Origin of the sequence: Pseudomonas brassicacearum (assembly GCF_009601685.2) — a bacterium.
GTDB lineage: Bacteria > Pseudomonadota > Gammaproteobacteria > Pseudomonadales > Pseudomonadaceae > Aquipseudomonas > Aquipseudomonas kilonensis_B.
This window is the reverse complement of record NZ_CP045701.2, coordinates 5,602,544-5,618,713: the sequence shown is the minus strand read 5'-3', so window position 1 is coordinate 5,618,713 and position 16,170 is coordinate 5,602,544. Positions and strand designations below refer to the sequence as shown.

General features: G+C 61.0%; 12 protein-coding genes. 1 reads left to right on the top strand and 11 read right to left on the bottom strand.

Annotated elements, in window-relative coordinates; genetic code table 11:
- Positions 1–146 precede the first annotated feature (146 nt).
- Complete coding sequence (locus GFU70_RS24325; protein ID WP_058542682.1) at positions 147–500, top strand: BON domain-containing protein; 354 nt, start codon at positions 147–149, stop codon at positions 498–500.
- Positions 501–824: 324 nt separating this feature from the next.
- Here GFU70_RS24325 and GFU70_RS24320 read toward each other — a convergent pair whose 3' ends face one another.
- The 11 genes from GFU70_RS24320 to GFU70_RS24270 form a co-directional block, all read right to left on the bottom strand.
- Positions 825–1,121 carry a DUF2845 domain-containing protein gene (locus GFU70_RS24320; protein WP_058542683.1) on the bottom strand — a complete coding sequence of 99 codons (297 nt, stop codon included), beginning with the start codon at positions 1,119–1,121 and terminating at the stop codon, positions 825–827.
- A gap of 1 nt (position 1,122) precedes the next feature.
- Positions 1,123–4,056, bottom strand: coding sequence for a DUF748 domain-containing protein (locus GFU70_RS24315; RefSeq protein ID WP_153388914.1), 2,934 nt, complete (start codon positions 4,054–4,056; stop codon positions 1,123–1,125).
- Positions 4,057–4,177: 121 nt separating this feature from the next.
- Positions 4,178–5,194: a class I SAM-dependent rRNA methyltransferase gene (locus GFU70_RS24310; protein ID WP_116641321.1), complete on the bottom strand. Its 1,017-nt coding sequence runs from the start codon at positions 5,192–5,194 to the stop codon at positions 4,178–4,180.
- Positions 5,195–5,438: 244 nt separating this feature from the next.
- Positions 5,439–7,376, bottom strand: a complete 1,938-nt coding sequence (gene acs / locus GFU70_RS24305) for an acetate--CoA ligase (RefSeq protein WP_153388913.1) — start codon at positions 7,374–7,376, stop codon at positions 5,439–5,441.
- Between the two features lie 171 nt (positions 7,377–7,547).
- Positions 7,548–9,212, bottom strand: a complete 1,665-nt coding sequence (gene pgi, locus GFU70_RS24300) for a glucose-6-phosphate isomerase (protein ID WP_116641323.1) — start codon at positions 9,210–9,212, stop codon at positions 7,548–7,550.
- Positions 9,213–9,514: 302 nt separating this feature from the next.
- Positions 9,515–9,895 carry an aspartate 1-decarboxylase gene (gene panD / locus GFU70_RS24295; RefSeq protein ID WP_058545003.1) on the bottom strand — a complete coding sequence of 127 codons (381 nt, stop codon included), beginning with the start codon at positions 9,893–9,895 and terminating at the stop codon, positions 9,515–9,517.
- Positions 9,896–10,103: 208 nt separating this feature from the next.
- Positions 10,104–10,964 (bottom strand): pantoate--beta-alanine ligase, encoded by an 861-nt coding sequence (panC, locus tag GFU70_RS24290; protein WP_116641324.1) that lies wholly within the window; start codon positions 10,962–10,964, stop codon positions 10,104–10,106.
- The gene (gene panB, locus GFU70_RS24285) at positions 10,961–11,761 is read right to left on the bottom strand and encodes a 3-methyl-2-oxobutanoate hydroxymethyltransferase (protein WP_058545001.1); all 801 of its coding nucleotides are present in this window, start codon (positions 11,759–11,761) and stop codon (positions 10,961–10,963) included. Before panB ends, panC begins: the two co-directional genes overlap by 4 nt.
- 364 nt (positions 11,762–12,125) lie before the next feature.
- Positions 12,126–12,611 (bottom strand): 2-amino-4-hydroxy-6-hydroxymethyldihydropteridine diphosphokinase, encoded by a 486-nt coding sequence (gene folK / locus GFU70_RS24280; RefSeq protein WP_116641325.1) that lies wholly within the window; start codon positions 12,609–12,611, stop codon positions 12,126–12,128.
- 3 nt (positions 12,612–12,614) lie between these two features.
- Positions 12,615–14,012, bottom strand: coding sequence for a polynucleotide adenylyltransferase PcnB (locus GFU70_RS24275; RefSeq protein WP_058542226.1), 1,398 nt, complete (start codon positions 14,010–14,012; stop codon positions 12,615–12,617).
- A 714-nt stretch (positions 14,013–14,726) separates the two neighbouring features.
- Positions 14,727–16,160: a sigma-54-dependent transcriptional regulator gene (locus GFU70_RS24270; RefSeq protein WP_058542227.1), complete on the bottom strand. Its 1,434-nt coding sequence runs from the start codon at positions 16,158–16,160 to the stop codon at positions 14,727–14,729.
- Positions 16,161–16,170: the final 10 nt, after the last annotated feature.

The window sequence follows — 16,170 nt, the reverse complement described above, 5'->3', positions numbered from 1 at the left end:
GATATAGAAAATTACCGTTTCGCTTAACTTACTGATTTATAAGCAATTAATAAAAGTTTCAAAGCTGGCACAGCGTTCGCACTACTCCTGATAACCCTGCCGGGATGCACCTCCGGCAGTTTTTGAGAAAAACAGGAGTTACTCGTATGAAGAAGTTCGCTATCACTGCCGCCGCTGCTACCGCTCTGACCCTGACCATGGCTAGCGCATTCGCCGAGACCACTCAAGCAACTCAGGCGCCAATGATGCTGGCTGCTGGTGAAGTGACAGAGGCTAAAGAAGACGTCTCCGATACCTGGATCACCACCAAAGTCAAAGCTGACCTGGTCACCGAAAAAGGCATTCCAGGCACCGATATCAAAGTCGAAACCAATAAAGGTGTTGTGTCCCTGTCTTCGACTACTGCAGTAACTGATGCGCAAAAAGAGACCGCCGTGGCGATCGCCAAAAAGATCAAAGGTGTGAAAGCCGTATCGGCTGATGGCCTGAAATCCGAGTAAGGCTAAGACTTCTCGCCTGGACTGGGAGAAGGCGCGGCAAGCGGGCCAGGATATACGTTTGCCGTTGCTTTGGAGTTCATGCGAAAGGCCACACGGACGTGGCCATTACAGGCCCCCGGCATTCGTGCCGGGGGCCTGTTCTATTCTGGGGAATCAATCTGCGGGTCAGCGTTTGCACGTAAGTCAGAACCGAGTTGCCGCCATCGCGAGCAAGCTCGCACAGGGGGCGGCGGTGAACACGGATTTTGAGATCACCCTGAACAATGTGGGAGCGAGCTTGCTCGCGATGGCGGCGGCACATTCAACACATCTGTGCGGACAAGGTCACCGCCCCCGCTTGCTGGTGATCTGCACCAGCCGATTACCTTCGAAACGCAGGTACTGGTACATGCCGCTGTTGGGGCCGTAGGTCCATTCTTCCACCGGGTATTCCTCCCGGCGATTGACACTGCGCTTGTAACCCAGGTCATCCCGCGCCGCCGGCTGACCGCACTTTTGCAGCACTTCGCTGGAGCGGTCACCGACGCTGATCAACTGGCTGCCGCAGCGCAGCGTGTCGGCCGCCGCGGCCTGGCCGGCGGCCAGCACTAGACCCAGGCAGAGCCCAAACCCAGGTTTCATCTTATTCGGCATCCAGATGCATCGGGGTAATCACCCGGCCATCGCTTTCGGCCTGGCCGAGGCTGGCGTCGATGAAATACACGCGGTCGTCGGCCAACTGGCCTTTGTCGACCAGGAAATCCTTGATGCTGCTGGCCCGTTCCTGCCCCAGTTGACGCAAGAGCACGTCGCTGCCGCTCCAGAACTTGATCACGCCTTCACGCAGTTTCTCGGTGCGGGCCTTTTTATCCAATTGCGTCCATTCCACGGGCGGTTGGGTCTTGAGGCGGGTGCGGTAGATACCTTCGAGCAGCGGTGCCTTTTCATCCTCGGGCACCTGTATCAGCGAGGCCTGGGCCGGTACTTTGTCGCCCCGACGCTGCAGTATCTTGTAGTAGTTGTACTGGTATTCGCGTTCAAGGCGCTGGGCGGCGAGCAGCGGACCGTCGCTGCTCTCGGCGGCGGTGCCTTCGATCTCCAGGCGCAGCTCCGGACGTTTGCCAAGGGCTTCGGACAGTTTGAGCAGCGTGCCTTCGTTGTCCTTGCTCAGGTCGCTGGAACCCGGCGCAAACGCCACGCTGCCCAAGTCTTCCGAGCCGCCGCCGGCCACCAGGCCACCGATGAGTTTGAACGGCGCCTGGGCCGCTCGTACCACCAGGTTGCGCAGGGTCTGCCAGATGATCGGCATGACACTGAATTGCGGGTCGTTGAGATCGCCGGACACCGGCAGCTCGATGGAAATCCTGCCATCGGAATCCTTCAGCAATGCGACCGCCAATTTGAGTGGCAGGCTCACGGCGTCCGGGCTATCGACTTTCTCCCCCAGTTGCAGTTGCTCGACCACTACTTTGTTGTCCGCCTGGAGCTTGCCTTGGGTGATCCGGTAATGCAGGTCGAGATTGAGCCGGCCCTTGCGGATGCGATAGCCGGCGAACTTGCCGGAGTAGGGGGTCAGTGTGGTCAGCTCGACCCGTTTGAAACTGGTGGCGATGTCGAGGCTGGCCATCGGGTCGAAGGGGTTGAGCGCCCCTTTGATGGTGACCGGAGCATAGCGATCGACCTTGCCCTTGATGTCCACGCTGGCCGGTTTGGCCTGGCGGCTGTCGATGGTGCCGATCTGGCCATTGAGCTGCTGGATAGCGGTGGCGAAGTTAGGGGTCAGGCTGAAGTCGGCGAAGTTGGCCGAACCGTCATTGATGGCAATGCCGCCGATGTGGATGCCCAGCGGTTTTTCCTGGGACGTCGGTTTTGCCGCGGTGTTCTTCGTGCCGCTGTCGGCCGGTTGCGGGATCAGCAGGTCATCGACGTTGGTGGTGCGGTCGTCGTTGATCATGAAGCGCGCGTAAGGCTGGAACAGGTTGACCTTGTCGATGGACAGGCTGTCCCCGTGCCGATAGTTCAGGCCTTCAAGGACCAGGCTCTGCCACTTGAGGAAGTCGCGGGTCTTGAGCGTGTCGAGGGTGTGCAACTGATCGACCTGGGCGCGGCCAGTGACGGCAAATGCCAGTGGCTCGGTGCTTTTAAGGTCGACTGCCAGGTCGCTGCCGAGCATCCCGGAGCGCAGCTCCAGGCGAATGAACGGGTTGATGTACGACTGGGCGACGCGCAGGTCGACGTCCTGGGTCTTGACCTTGAGCTTGGCAGTGATCGGGTTCAGGCTGACCTCGCCGTCGGCCAGGATCTTGCCCTGTTTGCCTATCCCGGTGTCCAGCTTGAGGGTAAAGGGCGAGCCGTTGAGGGTGTCGTAGTTCTGCAGGTCGAGGTTCAGTGGGCCGACCTCCAGTGCCACGGCGGGCTGGGCCTGACGGTCAGCCAGGTGCACCTTGTAGTCGCGCAGTTGCACATCCTTCAAAATCACCTGCCATGGTTTGCTAGGCGGTGCCGGTTCAGCTTTTGGCGAATCGGCGGCGGCCGGGGCTGACGCCGCTTCGGCCTTGACCTGCGGTTTGGCCGGCTGGCTGGCGAAGAGTTTCTGCCAGTCCAGTTGCCCGTCCGCCTCGCGAGCGGCCCAGGTTTCCAGATTCTGGCTGCGGATCTTGCCCACCACCACTTGCTGCTTGGCCAGGTCCAGCGTGGTTTCACTCACGTCCAGGCGTTCGAGCTTCACCAATGGACGGCCATCGGGGGCCTTGATGGCGAAGGGCGCGACACTGACGGTGGCGTTGCTGAGCAGCAGTTCGGTGCCCTTGTTCAGATTGAGCTTGTAGTCGGTGCTGAGGTTCAGGACGCCGTTTTCCAGAACCAACGGTACGGCGTCGCGCACGTAGGGCCAAAAGGCTTTCATTTGGCCGCCAGTGACTTTGAGCATGCCTTGGGAGGCAATCGGGGTGAGGCTGAAATTACCGGTCCAGTCGAGCCGCCCGCCGTTGGGACCTATGGCCACCAGGGTCATGTCGGCGTTGTCGTCGGGCAGGGTGCTGAGGTTATTCAGTTCGAAATCGAGGGTGTCGTAGAGAAACTCAATGGGCTCGCTGGGACGCAGGTCCTGGAAATGCAAATAACCGCCGGCCAACTTGATTCGATCGACCCGCAGGGGGAACGGCTTGGCCTCGGGATCGGTGGGCGTCGGTTCGCTGGCCGGCAGCTTGAACAGGCCCAGCAGGTTCAACTGACCGTCCTTGGCGAACACCACGTCGGTCTTGGGCTTGTCCAACTCGATGTCGACCAGGTGCAGGGCGCCGGACCACAGGCTGTCGAGTTGCAAATTGGCGTACAGCCGTTCGAAGCCGACCTGTTCCTTGCCCGGTTCGCCGATATTCAGGCCCCAGAGGGTGACTTCCAGGCTGAAAGGATTGAGTTCGATGCGCTGGATCTGGGCCGGCACCGTCGCAAGGGCAGCCAATTGCTGGTTGGCGATGCGCAAGGCGATGCCCGGCAAAATCAGGAAGCCCAACAGGCTGTAGAGGGCCAGTGCGGTCAACAGGGCGCCGATAGCGCGAATCAATCCTTTGGACATGTGCGGCTTCATCTTGGTGTGAATTCGGAATGCCTTGGAGTATGGCATGCGTTTACGGTTCCGAAGCCACTGTGATTTATGCGATTTCTCTGATTTTCTCAGTGATAATTCCGACGCGGGCCTAGAGCTGGAGGATCAACGTCTTGAGCGGCGGCTGCTGGTCCCGGGAAGGGAAATCGCTGCCGGGCGTCAACACGCTCCACTCGCGCACCGTGCGACCGGCTTTCTGCGCACAACGCAATACCTGCTCGCGCCAGTCGTCCATGGGGACTTTTGCCAGGTTGTTGCAGCAGATCAGCACGCCATTTTCGGCGGTGGCGAGCAGTGCCGGTTTCAGCAGGCTTTGATAGTCGCGCAGCAGGTCGACGGTGCCGAAGGCACTTTTGGCCCAGGCCGGTGGATCGAGCAGCACCATGTCGTACTGGCGCGGCTCCAGGCGCACGTAGCTGGGCAGTTTCTGCCCGCGTCGCTGGCTGATGGGCAGGCCGGCCAGTTGGCGGATCGCCGGAAAGTAATCCGACTGCACGAATTCCATCGGCGGCAACTCGGGGTTGAGCAGGCCGTTTTCGCGGCCCACCGCCAGGTTGCCTTCGGCGAAGTCCAGGTTGCACACCTCCCGCGCACCACCGGCCGCGGCGCTCAGGCCGACGCCGCAGGTGTAGGCGAACAGGTTCAACACGCTTTTATTGCGGCTGTGTGCCTTGACCCAGCCCCGGGCATTGCGCAGGTCGAGAAACAGCAGTGGGTCCTGCCCTGCATGGCGGCCACGGACGCGATAATTCAAGCCCCATTCATGCCCGACCAGGTCTTGCAGGGCAGCCTCGTCCGCCTGATAGACGGTGTCCTGGCGGTCGACGCGCGAATTGCCCCGGGCGCGGTCGTTGTAGACCAGCAGGGTGTCCAGGCCCAGATGCTCGTTAACGATGCCGTGCAGTTGCAGCAGGTCGTCGCGCTCCAGCGACTGATGGAAGCTTTGCACCAGCAGTTGCGGGCCGTAGCGGTCGATGGTCAGGCCGGGCGCGCCTTCCTGGCTGCCATGGAACAGGCGATAGCAGTCGGTGCCTTGCGGGTGCAGTTGGCCGAGCAGCGCCTGGCGCTGGTCGAGGGCGGCGCGCAGCGCCTGATTCAAGGAAGACATGCCGGGCGCGCCTTAGAGAAATGAGGCGCGGGAGTTTAGCAGTTATGCATACTCGGGTTGGGTATTGCATGTTGTTGAGTCGGGCTCGACCTGTGGCGAAGGGCTTTGTGGGAGCAAGGCTTGCCCGCGATGAAGGCGATGCGGTCTTTCAGGAATCGAGGTGCCTGTATCGCGAGCAAGCTTTGCTCCCACCAAGCCCCTCACCACAAGGACGCGGTGCCTCTGGGGAACCGCGTCGTTTGGCTTAGCGATTCAGGCGCTTGTCGATCAACCCCTCCACCACACTTGGGTCGGCCAGGGTCGAGGTGTCGCCGAGGCTGTCGAGTTCGTTGCAGGCGATCTTGCGCAGGATGCGCCGCATGATCTTGCCCGAACGGGTCTTGGGCAACGCCGGCGCCCACTGGATCAGTTCCGGCTTGGCGAAGCTGCCGATTTCCTTGCTGACGTGGGCCAGCAATTCCTTCTTCAACTCGTCATTGGCCTCCACACCGTTCATCGGCGTGACAAAGGCGTAGATGCCCTGGCCCTTGAGGTCGTGGGGGTAGCCGACGACGGCCGCTTCGGCAATGTTGTCGTGCAGCACCAGGGCGCTTTCCACCTCGGCGGTGCCAATGCGATGCCCGGAGACGTTGATCACATCGTCGATGCGCCCGGTGATCCAGTAATCGCCGTCTTCGTCGCGGCGCGCGCCGTCGCCGGTGAAGTAATAGCCAGGGTAGGGCTTGAAGTACGTGTCGACCATGCGCTGATGATCGCCATAGACGCTGCGAATCTGTCCCGGCCAACTGGATTTGATCGCCAGTACGCCGCTGCCGGCGCCGCTGATTTCCTTGCCCACTTCATCCAGCAAGACTGGTTGCACGCCGAACATCGGCCGGGTGGCGCAGCCTGGCTTGAGCCGTGGGGTACTCACCAACGGGCTGAGCATGATGCCGCCGGTTTCGGTCTGCCACCAGGTATCGACAATCGGGCAGCGCTGTTCGCCTACCGTGTTGAAATACCATTCCCACGCCTCCGGGTTGATTGGCTCACCGACGGTGCCGAGCAATCGCAGGCTTTTGCGGGACGTTTCCTGCAACGGTCCGGCACCTTCGCGCATCAGCGCGCGCAGGGCGGTCGGTGCGGTGTAGAAGATATTGACTTGATGCTTGTCGATCACCTGCCAGAAGCGCGAACTGCTGGGGTAGCTCGGCACGCCCTCGAAGATCAGTGTGGTGGCGCCATTGGCCAGCGGGCCATAGACGATGTAGCTATGGCCGGTGACCCAGCCGACATCGGCGGTGCACCAGAACACTTCGTTGTCGCGGTAATCGAGCACGTACTTGAACGTCATCGCCGCTTGCAGCAGATAGCCGCCCGTAGTGTGCAGCACGCCCTTGGGTTTGCCAGTGCTGCCGGAGGTGTAGAGGATGAACAATGGGTCTTCGGCGTCCATCGGTTCGGGTGGGCAATCGTCGCTCATCTCGTGCATGGCCTGGTGGTACCACAGGTCACGGCCTTCAACCCAATCCACTTCGCCCTGGGTGCGCTCGACCACCAGCACGGTGCTGACGTTCGGGCAACTTTCCAGGGCCTTGTCGACGTTGCGCTTGAGCGGTATGAAGCGTGCGCCGCGCACGCCTTCGTCAGCGGTGATCACGGTGCGGCAATCGGCGTCGAGAATCCGGTCGCGCAGCGAGTCCGGTGAGAAACCGCCGAACACCACTGAATGCACCGCGCCGATGCGGGTACAGGCGAGCATGGCGTAGGCGGCCTCGGGGATCATCGGCATGTAGATGCAGACCCGGTCACCTTTCTTCACGCCACGGCTTTTCAGCACGTTGGCCAGGCGGCACACATGGTTGTGAAGTTTTTTGTAAGTGATTTGCGCCGACTCGGCGGGGTTGTCGCCTTCCCAGATGATTGCGACCTGATCGCCGCGCGTTTCCAGGTGACGGTCGATGCAATTGGCGCTGACGTTCAGCTGGCCACCGGCAAACCAGGTTGCGTCGCCGTTCTTGAGGTCATAGCGCTGGACGGTTTGCCAGGGCGTCATCCAGTCGAGAAAGCGCGTGGCCTGCTCGGCCCAGAAGGCGCTGGGGTGTTCGATGGATTCTTTATAGAGCCGCTTGTACTCGTCCTGACTCAGTTGCGCAGCCCGGCGGACGGCATCGGCTTGGGGGTACTGGCTGATATCGAACATGACGGTTCCTTATTCTTGTTTTGTGACAAGAGGGGAGCTGCACGACCCCCGTAGGAGCTGCCTTCGGCAGCTCCTACGGTACCGTGTCCCCCACGGTTTGCGGGTGACCCGAGCCGTAGGAACTGTCCTAAATGAAAGGTGACAGGGCGGGTGAGCCGCTCTGTCAGACTATCACCCGCGGTGACGTCCGCGGAAGTAGTTGATCAAGCCCTGGGTCGAGGCATCTTCGGCCGGGCTTTCTTCGCTGCCCACCAGGCGATTGTAGACGCCCTTGCCCAGTTCCTTGCCCAGTTCCACGCCCCATTGGTCGAAGGCGTTGATGCCCCAGACCACGCTCTGCACGAACACCTTGTGTTCATACAGCGCCACCAGTGCGCCGAGACGACGGGGGCTGATGCGTTCGACCACCAAGGTGTTGCTCGGACGGTTGCCCGGGATCACCTTGTGGGAGGCCAGTTTCTGAACTTCTTCTTCGCTGGCGCCCTTGTCACGCAGCTCGGCTTCGGCCTCGGCGCGGGTCTTGCCCAGCATCAGCGCCTGGCTCTGGGACAGGCAGTTGGCGTACAGCCACTGGTGATGGTCGGAAACCGGGTTGAAGCTGACGATCGGCACGATGAAGTCGGCCGGGATCAACTGGGTGCCTTGGTGCAGCAACTGATGGTAGGCGTGCTGACCGTTGCAGCCGACGCCGCCCCAGATCACCGGGCCCGTGTCGGTCGACACCGGTGTACCGTCCTGGCGCACGCTCTTGCCGTTGGATTCCATGTCCAATTGCTGCAAATGCTTGGTGATGTTACGCAGGTAGTGGTCGTACGGCAGGATCGCATGGCTCTGCGCACCCCAGAAGTTGCCGTACCACACGCCCAGCAGTGCCAGCAGCACGGGCATGTTCTGCTCGAACGGGGCGCTCTGGAAATGCTGGTCCATGGAATAGGCACCGGAGAGCAATTCCTTGAAGTTCGACATGCCGATGGCCAGGGCAATCGGCAGGCCGATGGCTGACCACAGCGAGTAACGCCCACCGACCCAGTCCCACATCGGGAAGATGTTTTCTTCGCGGATGCCGAAGGCCACGGCGGCGGCGTTGTTGCTCGACACGGCGATGAAGTGGCGGTACAGCTCCGCTTCGGAGCCACCCTGGGCCAGGTACCAGGCGCGGGCGGCCTGGGCGTTCTTCAGGGTTTCGAGGGTGTTGAAGGATTTCGACGAGACGATGAACAGCGTGGTCTCGGCGCGCAGCTTCATGGTCAGTTCATGGAACTCACTGCCGTCGATGTTCGCCAGGTAGTGGCAGCGAACGCCTTTTTGCGCGTAGGACAACAGCGCTTCGGACACCAGTTCCGGGCCGAGGAAAGAACCACCGATGCCGATGTTCACCACGTCGGTAATCGGCTTCTCGGTGTAGCCGCGCCACAGGCCGTCGTGAATGCGGCCCACCAGGTCGGTGATCTGGTTCAGCACTTTGTGCACGTCCGGCATCACATTGACGCCGTTGACCAGCAACTTGTCGCCCACCGGCCGACGCAGGGCGGTGTGCAGGGCAGGGCGGTTTTCCGAGGCGTTGACGATTTCGCCTTCGAACAGCGACTTGATCGCGCCCTTGAGGTCGACTTCGTTGGCCAGGCCCACCAGCAGGTCGCGGGTCTGGGCGTTGATCAGGTTTTTCGAGTAGTCGAGAAACAGGCCGCAGCTCGACAGGGTGAATTGAGTGAAACGCTGCGGATCGGCATTGAACGCTTCGCGCATGCTGAAATCCTGCATGGCTTTGCGGTGGTCATTCAGCGCTTGCCAGGCTGGCAGAGCGGTCACGTCATGAGGGGTTCGGTAATACGCCATCGCTGCGGGTTTCCTTTTTACTTGAACGACCTTTTGTACACTAAAAATTCCGGCGCGGCTCGAGGTGGGCGTCCGGACACTGCATTGGCTCGATCGCCGGACGCAGGGCGAATACAGTAAACCTCGCGTTGCGATCTGTCTTGACTTTGTCTGACCGGTTCCCGGTACTTTTTTATACAACAGGGGGAGGGAATGGTTCGCTGTGGGAGCAAAGCTTGCTCGCGATAGCCGTGTGCCAGGCGACATCCATGCAACGGTCCATTGCAGTCGCGAGCAAGCTTTGCTCCCACAGCAGGGTTCGATCAGGCCAGTTGGACCGCAATGGCATTGCTGGTGTGGCTCAGTTCATTGCCCGGGGCCATGTACAGCATGCGAGGCTTGAAGTTGACCAGCTCGGCTTCGCTGTAGTGGGCGTAGGCGCAGATGATGACACGATCACCCACCTTGGCCTTGTGCGCTGCGGCGCCGTTCACCGAGATCATCCGCGAACCTTCCTCGCCACGGATGGCGTAGGTGGTGAAGCGCTCGCCATTGTCGACGTTGTAGATCTGGATCTGTTCGTACTCACGGATCCCCGACAGGTCCAGCCACTCACCATCAATGGCGCAGGAGCCTTCGTAATCGAGCACCGCGTGGGTGACTTCGGCGCGATGCAGCTTGGCCTTGAGCATGATGGCGTGCATGAATGTTTCCTCTGGTCGGGTCCGAACGGCGGGCAGTCTGCCTGAAGGCTTGTGGGGCGGCAATACGCGAGGGATTTGCAGGTGCAGTCTGTATGTGGGAGCAAAGCTTGCTCGCGACGACATGGTCAGATTCGACATGTATGTCGAGTTTCAGACCGCTATCGCGAGCAAGCTTTGCTCCCACAGACGTGCGCCTACAAAGGGGATTTCAGGCGGGCGTGTCGAGGTCCAGGTGCAGGTTGTCGATCAGGCGTGTGGTGCCCAGGAAGGCTGCCACCAGAATCACCAGGTCACGGTCCTCGCTCAACGCCGGGCGCAAGGTCTTGGCGTGACGGATTTCCAGGTAGTCGGGACGCAGGCCGGCGGCTTCGAGTTGTTTGAGCTGCTCATCGACCAGCGCCGGGAAATCTCGTCGGCCCTGTTTGATGGCCTCGGCGATCTGGCTCAGGGCGCGATAGACCACGGGCGCAACGGCACGTTGATCCGGGCTGAGGAAGCCGTTGCGCGAGGACAGCGCCAGGCCGTCCTCGGCGCGAACGGTCGGCTCGCCAATGATCTGGATCGGCATGTTCAGGTCATGGACCAGTGCGCGGATCACCGCCAGTTGCTGGAAGTCTTTCTGGCCAAACACCGCCAGGTCAGGCTGGACCATGTTGAACAGCTTGCTGACCACCGTCGCCACACCCTCGAAATGCCCTGGACGGCTGGCGCCGCACAAGCCTTCGGACAATTGCGGGACGCTGACCCGGGTCTGTCCGGCCATGCCGTCGGGGTACATCTCTTCGACGCTGGGCGCGAACAGCAGATGGCAGCCGGCCTGGAGCAGTTTCTCCTGGTCGGCCGCCAGGGTGCGGGGGTATTTGTCCAGGTCTTCGCCGGCTCCGAATTGCAGGGGGTTGACGAAAATGCTCGCCACCACGAAGTCGGCCCGTTGCGCGGCCTTGGTGACCAGCGCCATGTGGCCGCTGTGCAGGTTGCCCATGGTTGGCACGAAGGCGATCCGTTTGCCTTCGCCGCGGGCACGGGCCACGGCGGCCCGCAGTTCGCGTACGGTTTTTACGGTGTTCATGCAGAAAACCCGTGTTCGGCGCCAGGGAAAGTCGTTGCTTTGACTTGCGCAACGTAGGCGCCCAAAGCCGCCTGGATGGACGTTTGCCCAACCATGAAGTTCTTCACGAACTTGGGTACGCGACCGGTGATCGACAGCCCGAGCATGTCGTGCAGCACCAGCACCTGGCCATCGGTGGCGTGGCCGGCACCGATCCCGATTACCGGGATATTTACCGCCTGGGTGATTTCTTCGGCCAGCTCGCTGGGCACGCATTCGAGCAGCAACATCGCCGCGCCAGCTTGCTCCAGTGCAATCGCATCGGCGCGCATCTGCCGCGCCTGGTTTTCATTGCGGCCCTGGACTTTGTAGCCACCGAGGATATTGACCGCTTGTGGGGTCAGGCCCAGGTGCGCGCACACCGGGATGCCCCGCTCGGCCAGCAGCCGAATCGAATCGGCCAGCCACAACGCGCCCTCGATCTTGACCATGTGGGCACCGGCCTGCATCAGCATGGCGCTGTTGGTCATGGTTTGTTCGAGGGTGGCGTAGGCCATGAATGGCAGGTCGGCGAGAATCAGTGCATCGGTGTTACCGCGTTTGACGGCGGCCACATGGTAGGCCATCTCGGCGGTGGTCACCGGCAGCGTGCTGTCGTGACCTTGCAGCACCATGCCGAGGGAATCGCCCACCAGCAACACTTCGACACCGGCCTCATTGCAGGCGTGGGCGAAAGTTGCGTCATAGCAGGTCAGCATGGCGATTTTCTCACCTTTTTGCTTGAGACCTTGCAGCGTGGTCAGGGTAATAGCTGGCATGAAAAAGTCCTCATTAGGCGCTCGTGAACTACTGCGAGTAACGCGCATGATTCGTCATTTATACAGGCGCACCTTCTATGCGTGGTGCTTGTAAGGCCTGGATTGCGCCCTTCAGCGCCGTATTGGCGGCAACGGGACGCCTATAGTCGTGAGGAGCACCCGGGAAGTCAATTGGATGTGTTACCGCCGGGTGTTACCGGGGTTACTGATGCGTTTCAGCGTGGAGGTGTGTTTCTGATCTGACTGCCGGGTCCGTATCCTGTGGGAGCGAGCTTGCTCGCGATGGCGGTGTGTCAGTCACCCTAGATACTGGATGTGCCGACGCTATCGCGAGCAAGCTCGCTCCCACAGGGGATGGTGTTCGTCAGGCAGGTGGCAAGCGTTCCAGGCCAGCGAATGGGCACGCTGCCAGCAGGTCCTTGAGCAAGCGCCCATCGGCCAGGCGCAGGTCGGTGGGCGCCAATTCCGCTAGCGGATACAGCACGAAGGCCCGGGCCTGCATGTGGTAGTGGGGGACCTTGAGACGGGCCTCATCGATCTGGCGATCGCCGAACAGCAGGATGTCCAGGTCCAGGGTGCGCGGGCCCCAGCGTTCGAGGCGTTCGCGGCCTTGTCCGGTTTCGATGGCCTGCAGCGCATCGAGCAGGTCCAGCGGTGCCAGGCGGCTGTCCAGCGACGCCACCGCGTTGGTGTAGCGCGGCTGGCCGGGCAGCAGGGAATCACTTTGATAAAACGCCGAGACCCCCACCAGTTGGGTGTCGGGTAACTGCGCCAGCGCCTGGATGGCGCTGCGCAATTGTTCGGCGGGTTCGGCCAGGTTGCTGCCCATGCCGATGTAGATGCGTTCCATCGATTACTCGCCCGATGCGCTCGGTACCCCGGCACGCTTGCGCTTGGCACCGCTGCTGCGACGGCGCTTGCGCGGGCCGCTGGCGCCGTCATCCTTGCCGCTGAGCTCGCGAATCATGTCGCGGCGCTCGCTGTCGTTGGCGTCCTGGTAATCGGTCCACCAATCGCCCAGGCCATCGGTCTGCTCGCCCGCGCTTTCACGCAGCAGCAGGAAGTCGTAGCCGGCGCGGAAGCGCGGGTTGTCCAGTAGCAAGTCGGCACGTTTGCCGCTGCGCCGTGGCAGACGTTCCTGCATGTCCCAGATCTCGCGGATCGGCATCGTGAAGCGTTTTGGAATGGCGATGCGCTGGCACTGTTCGGCGATCAGCTCGTGGGCGGCTTCCTGCATTGCCGGGATCGGCGGCATGCCACGCTCTTGCAGGCGCAACACCCGGGCCGGCAGGGCAGGCCAGAGCAATGCCGCGAACAGGAACGCAGGCGTCACCGGCTTGTTCTGCTTGATGCGCAGGTCGGTGTTGATCAGTGCTTCGCTGATCAAGGTATGGGTGTAGGTCGGGTTGTGCTCCAGGGCCTCGGCACTGGCGGGAAACAGCGGATCGAACAACTGCAGATCCACCAGCATCTCGAAGGTGTCCGCGGCGTTGCCCGAGAGGAACAGCTTGAGCACTTCTTCGAACAGGCGCGCCGAAGGGATTTCCCGCAGCATCGGTGCCAGTTCGCGAATCGGCACGGCGCTGTGTTTTTCGATGCCGAAATCCAGCTTGGCGGCGAAACGCACGGCCCGCAGCATTCGCACCGGGTCTTCCTGGTAGCGCTGCTTGGGGTCGCCGATCAGGCGGATCAGGCGATTGCGGATGTCGTGTACGCCGTTGGCGTAATCGAGGATGCGCTCGCTGACCGGATCGTAATACAGGGCGTTGATGGTGAAGTCGCGGCGTTGCGCGTCTTCTTCCAGCGTGCCGTAGACGTTATCGCGCAGGATGCGCCCGCTCTCGTTGCGGGAAGACTGGTTGCTGTCTTCCTCTTCATCGTTTTGCGGGTGATTGGCGCGGAAGGTCGCCACTTCGATGATTTCGCGACCGAAGTGGATGTGGACCAGCTTGAAGCGCCGGCCGATGATCCGCGCATTGCGAAATTCGGCCCGAATCTGTTCCGGCGTGGCGCTGGTGGCAACGTCGAAATCCTTGGGGGTGATGTTGAGCAGCATGTCGCGCACGCAGCCACCGACCAGGTAAGCCTGGTAGCCGGCGTTCTGCAAACGTTCGACGATGTTCACCGCATAACGGCTGAACTGGGCCTTTTGCAGTGAATGCTGGCCGCTGTTGAGCACTTCAGGCGTGCTGCGAATGTGTTGCGTACGACGCAAGGGAGAACGGAATGACTGGAACAGCTTCTTCAGCATGGGATGCACTGTTTGAAGGAATATTCGGCCAAAAACGAAGAATGACCGCATGATGGGCCGAGATTCTAGCATTTAGTCGAGGGATGGTGTAGGACGGAGCAGTTTAGAGCTGCAAGCTTTAGCGACAAGCCTTGTAGGCTAAGGGGCGGCGGGACGACAGAAACCACAAGGGGAGCCGAAGCTCCCCCAGAATTAGTTACGTGCTCTATTTTTATTATTGGTTTCGGGCTTCTTGTTTTTGTTGAGTGCCCACGCCACAAGGTTTTTCCTTCGTGACCCTCCCAATCGGGAGCCAAGAGCAAACGGATTGCTTTGGTCGCTGTGTTGCAGTGATCGATCGATCCAACCAGTTCAGGCACCTGTCTTGAGACAGTTTTTATTGTTCTCGGCCTGGTTGTGGGGCAAGCCCCAAATACAACGCCTCTCCAAAAGAATCAGTTAGCTGCGCCTCTCGCCGTCTTGTTTTTATTGTGCGTGAGTCGATTCGTCTTATTTTTATTGTCTTTTGCATTGCTTGTTATTGTTCTTGTACCAAAGCTATAGCAGGGTGCGTGCCAACTTTTGCGAGGCCCAGCGAAACCGGGGGGTCTAAGGTTATAGCCATTTTTCCGAGGCGAAAAAAAGCCGGGGTTTCGTTACCGTAAACCCCGGCTTTTGTTACGTGAAAAAGCTGAGGTAACAGTTTTTTCACATTCAGCGGTGTTACCCCACACCTCAGCTTTCGCTGGTCGCCCCGGTCTTGCGTCGTGGAATCCCCAGGCGCTGGCGACGTTCCCACAGGCACTTGCGGCTTACGCCCAGTTTGCGTGCCAGTTCGGTTTCGGTCATGTGGTCCTGGTGCTCCAGGACGAAGTGCTGGAAGTAGTCTTCCAAGGACAGGTCTTCGGTGGGTTCATGGCTGGTGTTGTTGGCTGCGCCGCCCTGTTGCGGGGCCAGGCCGATGAACTCTTCGTCGTCCAGGTCGCTCAGTTCGATGTCGATGCCCAGCAGGTCGGCAGAGATTTCCGGGCTCTCGCACAGGATCACCGCCCGCTCGACTGCGTTTTCCAGCTCTCGAACGTTACCCGGCCAGGCGTAATGACGAATGGCCTGTTCGGCGTCCGGGGCGAACTTGAGATCGGTGCGGTTGACCCGCGCGCTCTGGCGAGCGAGGAATGCCTGGGCGATTTCATTGACGTCCGCGCCACGCTCGCGCAGGGCTGGCAGCTTCAAGGCAATCACGTGCAAGCGGTAATACAAGTCTTCGCGGAACTGGCCGATCTTCGCCAGGCTCTTGAGGTCACGGTGGGTGGCCGCGATCAGGCGGACATCGACCTTTTGCGACTGCACCGAGCCGACCCGGCGGATTTCGCCTTCCTGAAGCACCCGCAACAACCGCGCCTGGGCTTCCAGCGGCAGCTCACCGATTTCATCGAGGAACAACGTGCCGCCGTCCGCCGCTTCCACCAATCCTGCGCGCCCGGCGCTGGCGCCGGTGAACGCACCTTTCTCGTGACCGAACAGTTCGGACTCGATCAGGCTTTCGGGAATTGCCGCGCAGTTTACCGAGATCATCGGTGCCTTGGCCCGGCGTGACAGGTTGTGCAGGGCACGGGCTACCAGCTCCTTGCCGGTACCGGACTCGCCCTGGATCAGGACATTGGAGTCGGTCGGCGCCACTTTGCGGATCTTGCCGTACAGGTCCTGCATGGGCGGGCAGGAACCGATGATGCCAATTTCGCCATTGCTGTTGCTGGCGCCGGCTTTCGCCGAGGCACTGGCCTTGCCGACGGGTTCCGCCGGGTTGCTGGTCGCCGCCTGTCGGTCACGCAGGATGCGGGCCACGGCCTGGAGCATCTCGTCGTGGTCGAACGGTTTGGCGATGTAGTCCACCGCACCCATTTTCATGGAGTCGACCGCCGAGCGCAGGCTGGCGTAACTGGTCATGATCAGCACGGGGGTGCCCTGGCCGAGCTTGATCAGCTCGGTACCCGGGGCGCCAGGCAGGCGCAGGTCGCTGACGATCAGGTCAAACGTGGGAATGCTGAAACGTTCTTGTGCTTCCTGCACTGAACCGGCTTCGCTGACCTGGTACTGGTTGCGTTCCAGCAGGCGGCGCAAGGCGGAGCGGATAATTGTTTCGTCTTCGACGATCAAAATGTGCGGCATTGATTCGATT

What these genes read in the sequence shown, in the direction of transcription:
- folK (WP_116641325.1), bottom strand. Translation starts at nt 12,611, where the DNA reads ATGGAACGCATCTACATCGGCATGGGCAGCAACCTGGCCGAACCCGCC.
- GFU70_RS24325 (WP_058542682.1), top strand. Translation starts at nt 147, where the DNA reads ATGAAGAAGTTCGCTATCACTGCCGCCGCTGCTACCGCTCTGACCCTG.
- panB (WP_058545001.1), bottom strand. Translation starts at nt 11,761, where the DNA reads ATGCCAGCTATTACCCTGACCACGCTGCAAGGTCTCAAGCAAAAAGGT.
- GFU70_RS24315 (WP_153388914.1), bottom strand. Translation starts at nt 4,056, where the DNA reads ATGTCCAAAGGATTGATTCGCGCTATCGGCGCCCTGTTGACCGCACTG.
- GFU70_RS24275 (WP_058542226.1), bottom strand. Translation starts at nt 14,012, where the DNA reads ATGCTGAAGAAGCTGTTCCAGTCATTCCGTTCTCCCTTGCGTCGTACG.
- panC (WP_116641324.1), bottom strand. Translation starts at nt 10,964, where the DNA reads ATGAACACCGTAAAAACCGTACGCGAACTGCGGGCCGCCGTGGCCCGT.
- panD (WP_058545003.1), bottom strand. Translation starts at nt 9,895, where the DNA reads ATGCACGCCATCATGCTCAAGGCCAAGCTGCATCGCGCCGAAGTCACC.
- GFU70_RS24320 (WP_058542683.1), bottom strand. Translation starts at nt 1,121, where the DNA reads ATGAAACCTGGGTTTGGGCTCTGCCTGGGTCTAGTGCTGGCCGCCGGC.
- pgi (WP_116641323.1), bottom strand. Translation starts at nt 9,212, where the DNA reads ATGGCGTATTACCGAACCCCTCATGACGTGACCGCTCTGCCAGCCTGG.
- acs (WP_153388913.1), bottom strand. Translation starts at nt 7,376, where the DNA reads ATGTTCGATATCAGCCAGTACCCCCAAGCCGATGCCGTCCGCCGGGCT.
- GFU70_RS24310 (WP_116641321.1), bottom strand. Translation starts at nt 5,194, where the DNA reads ATGTCTTCCTTGAATCAGGCGCTGCGCGCCGCCCTCGACCAGCGCCAG.
- GFU70_RS24270 (WP_058542227.1), bottom strand. Translation starts at nt 16,160, where the DNA reads ATGCCGCACATTTTGATCGTCGAAGACGAAACAATTATCCGCTCCGCC.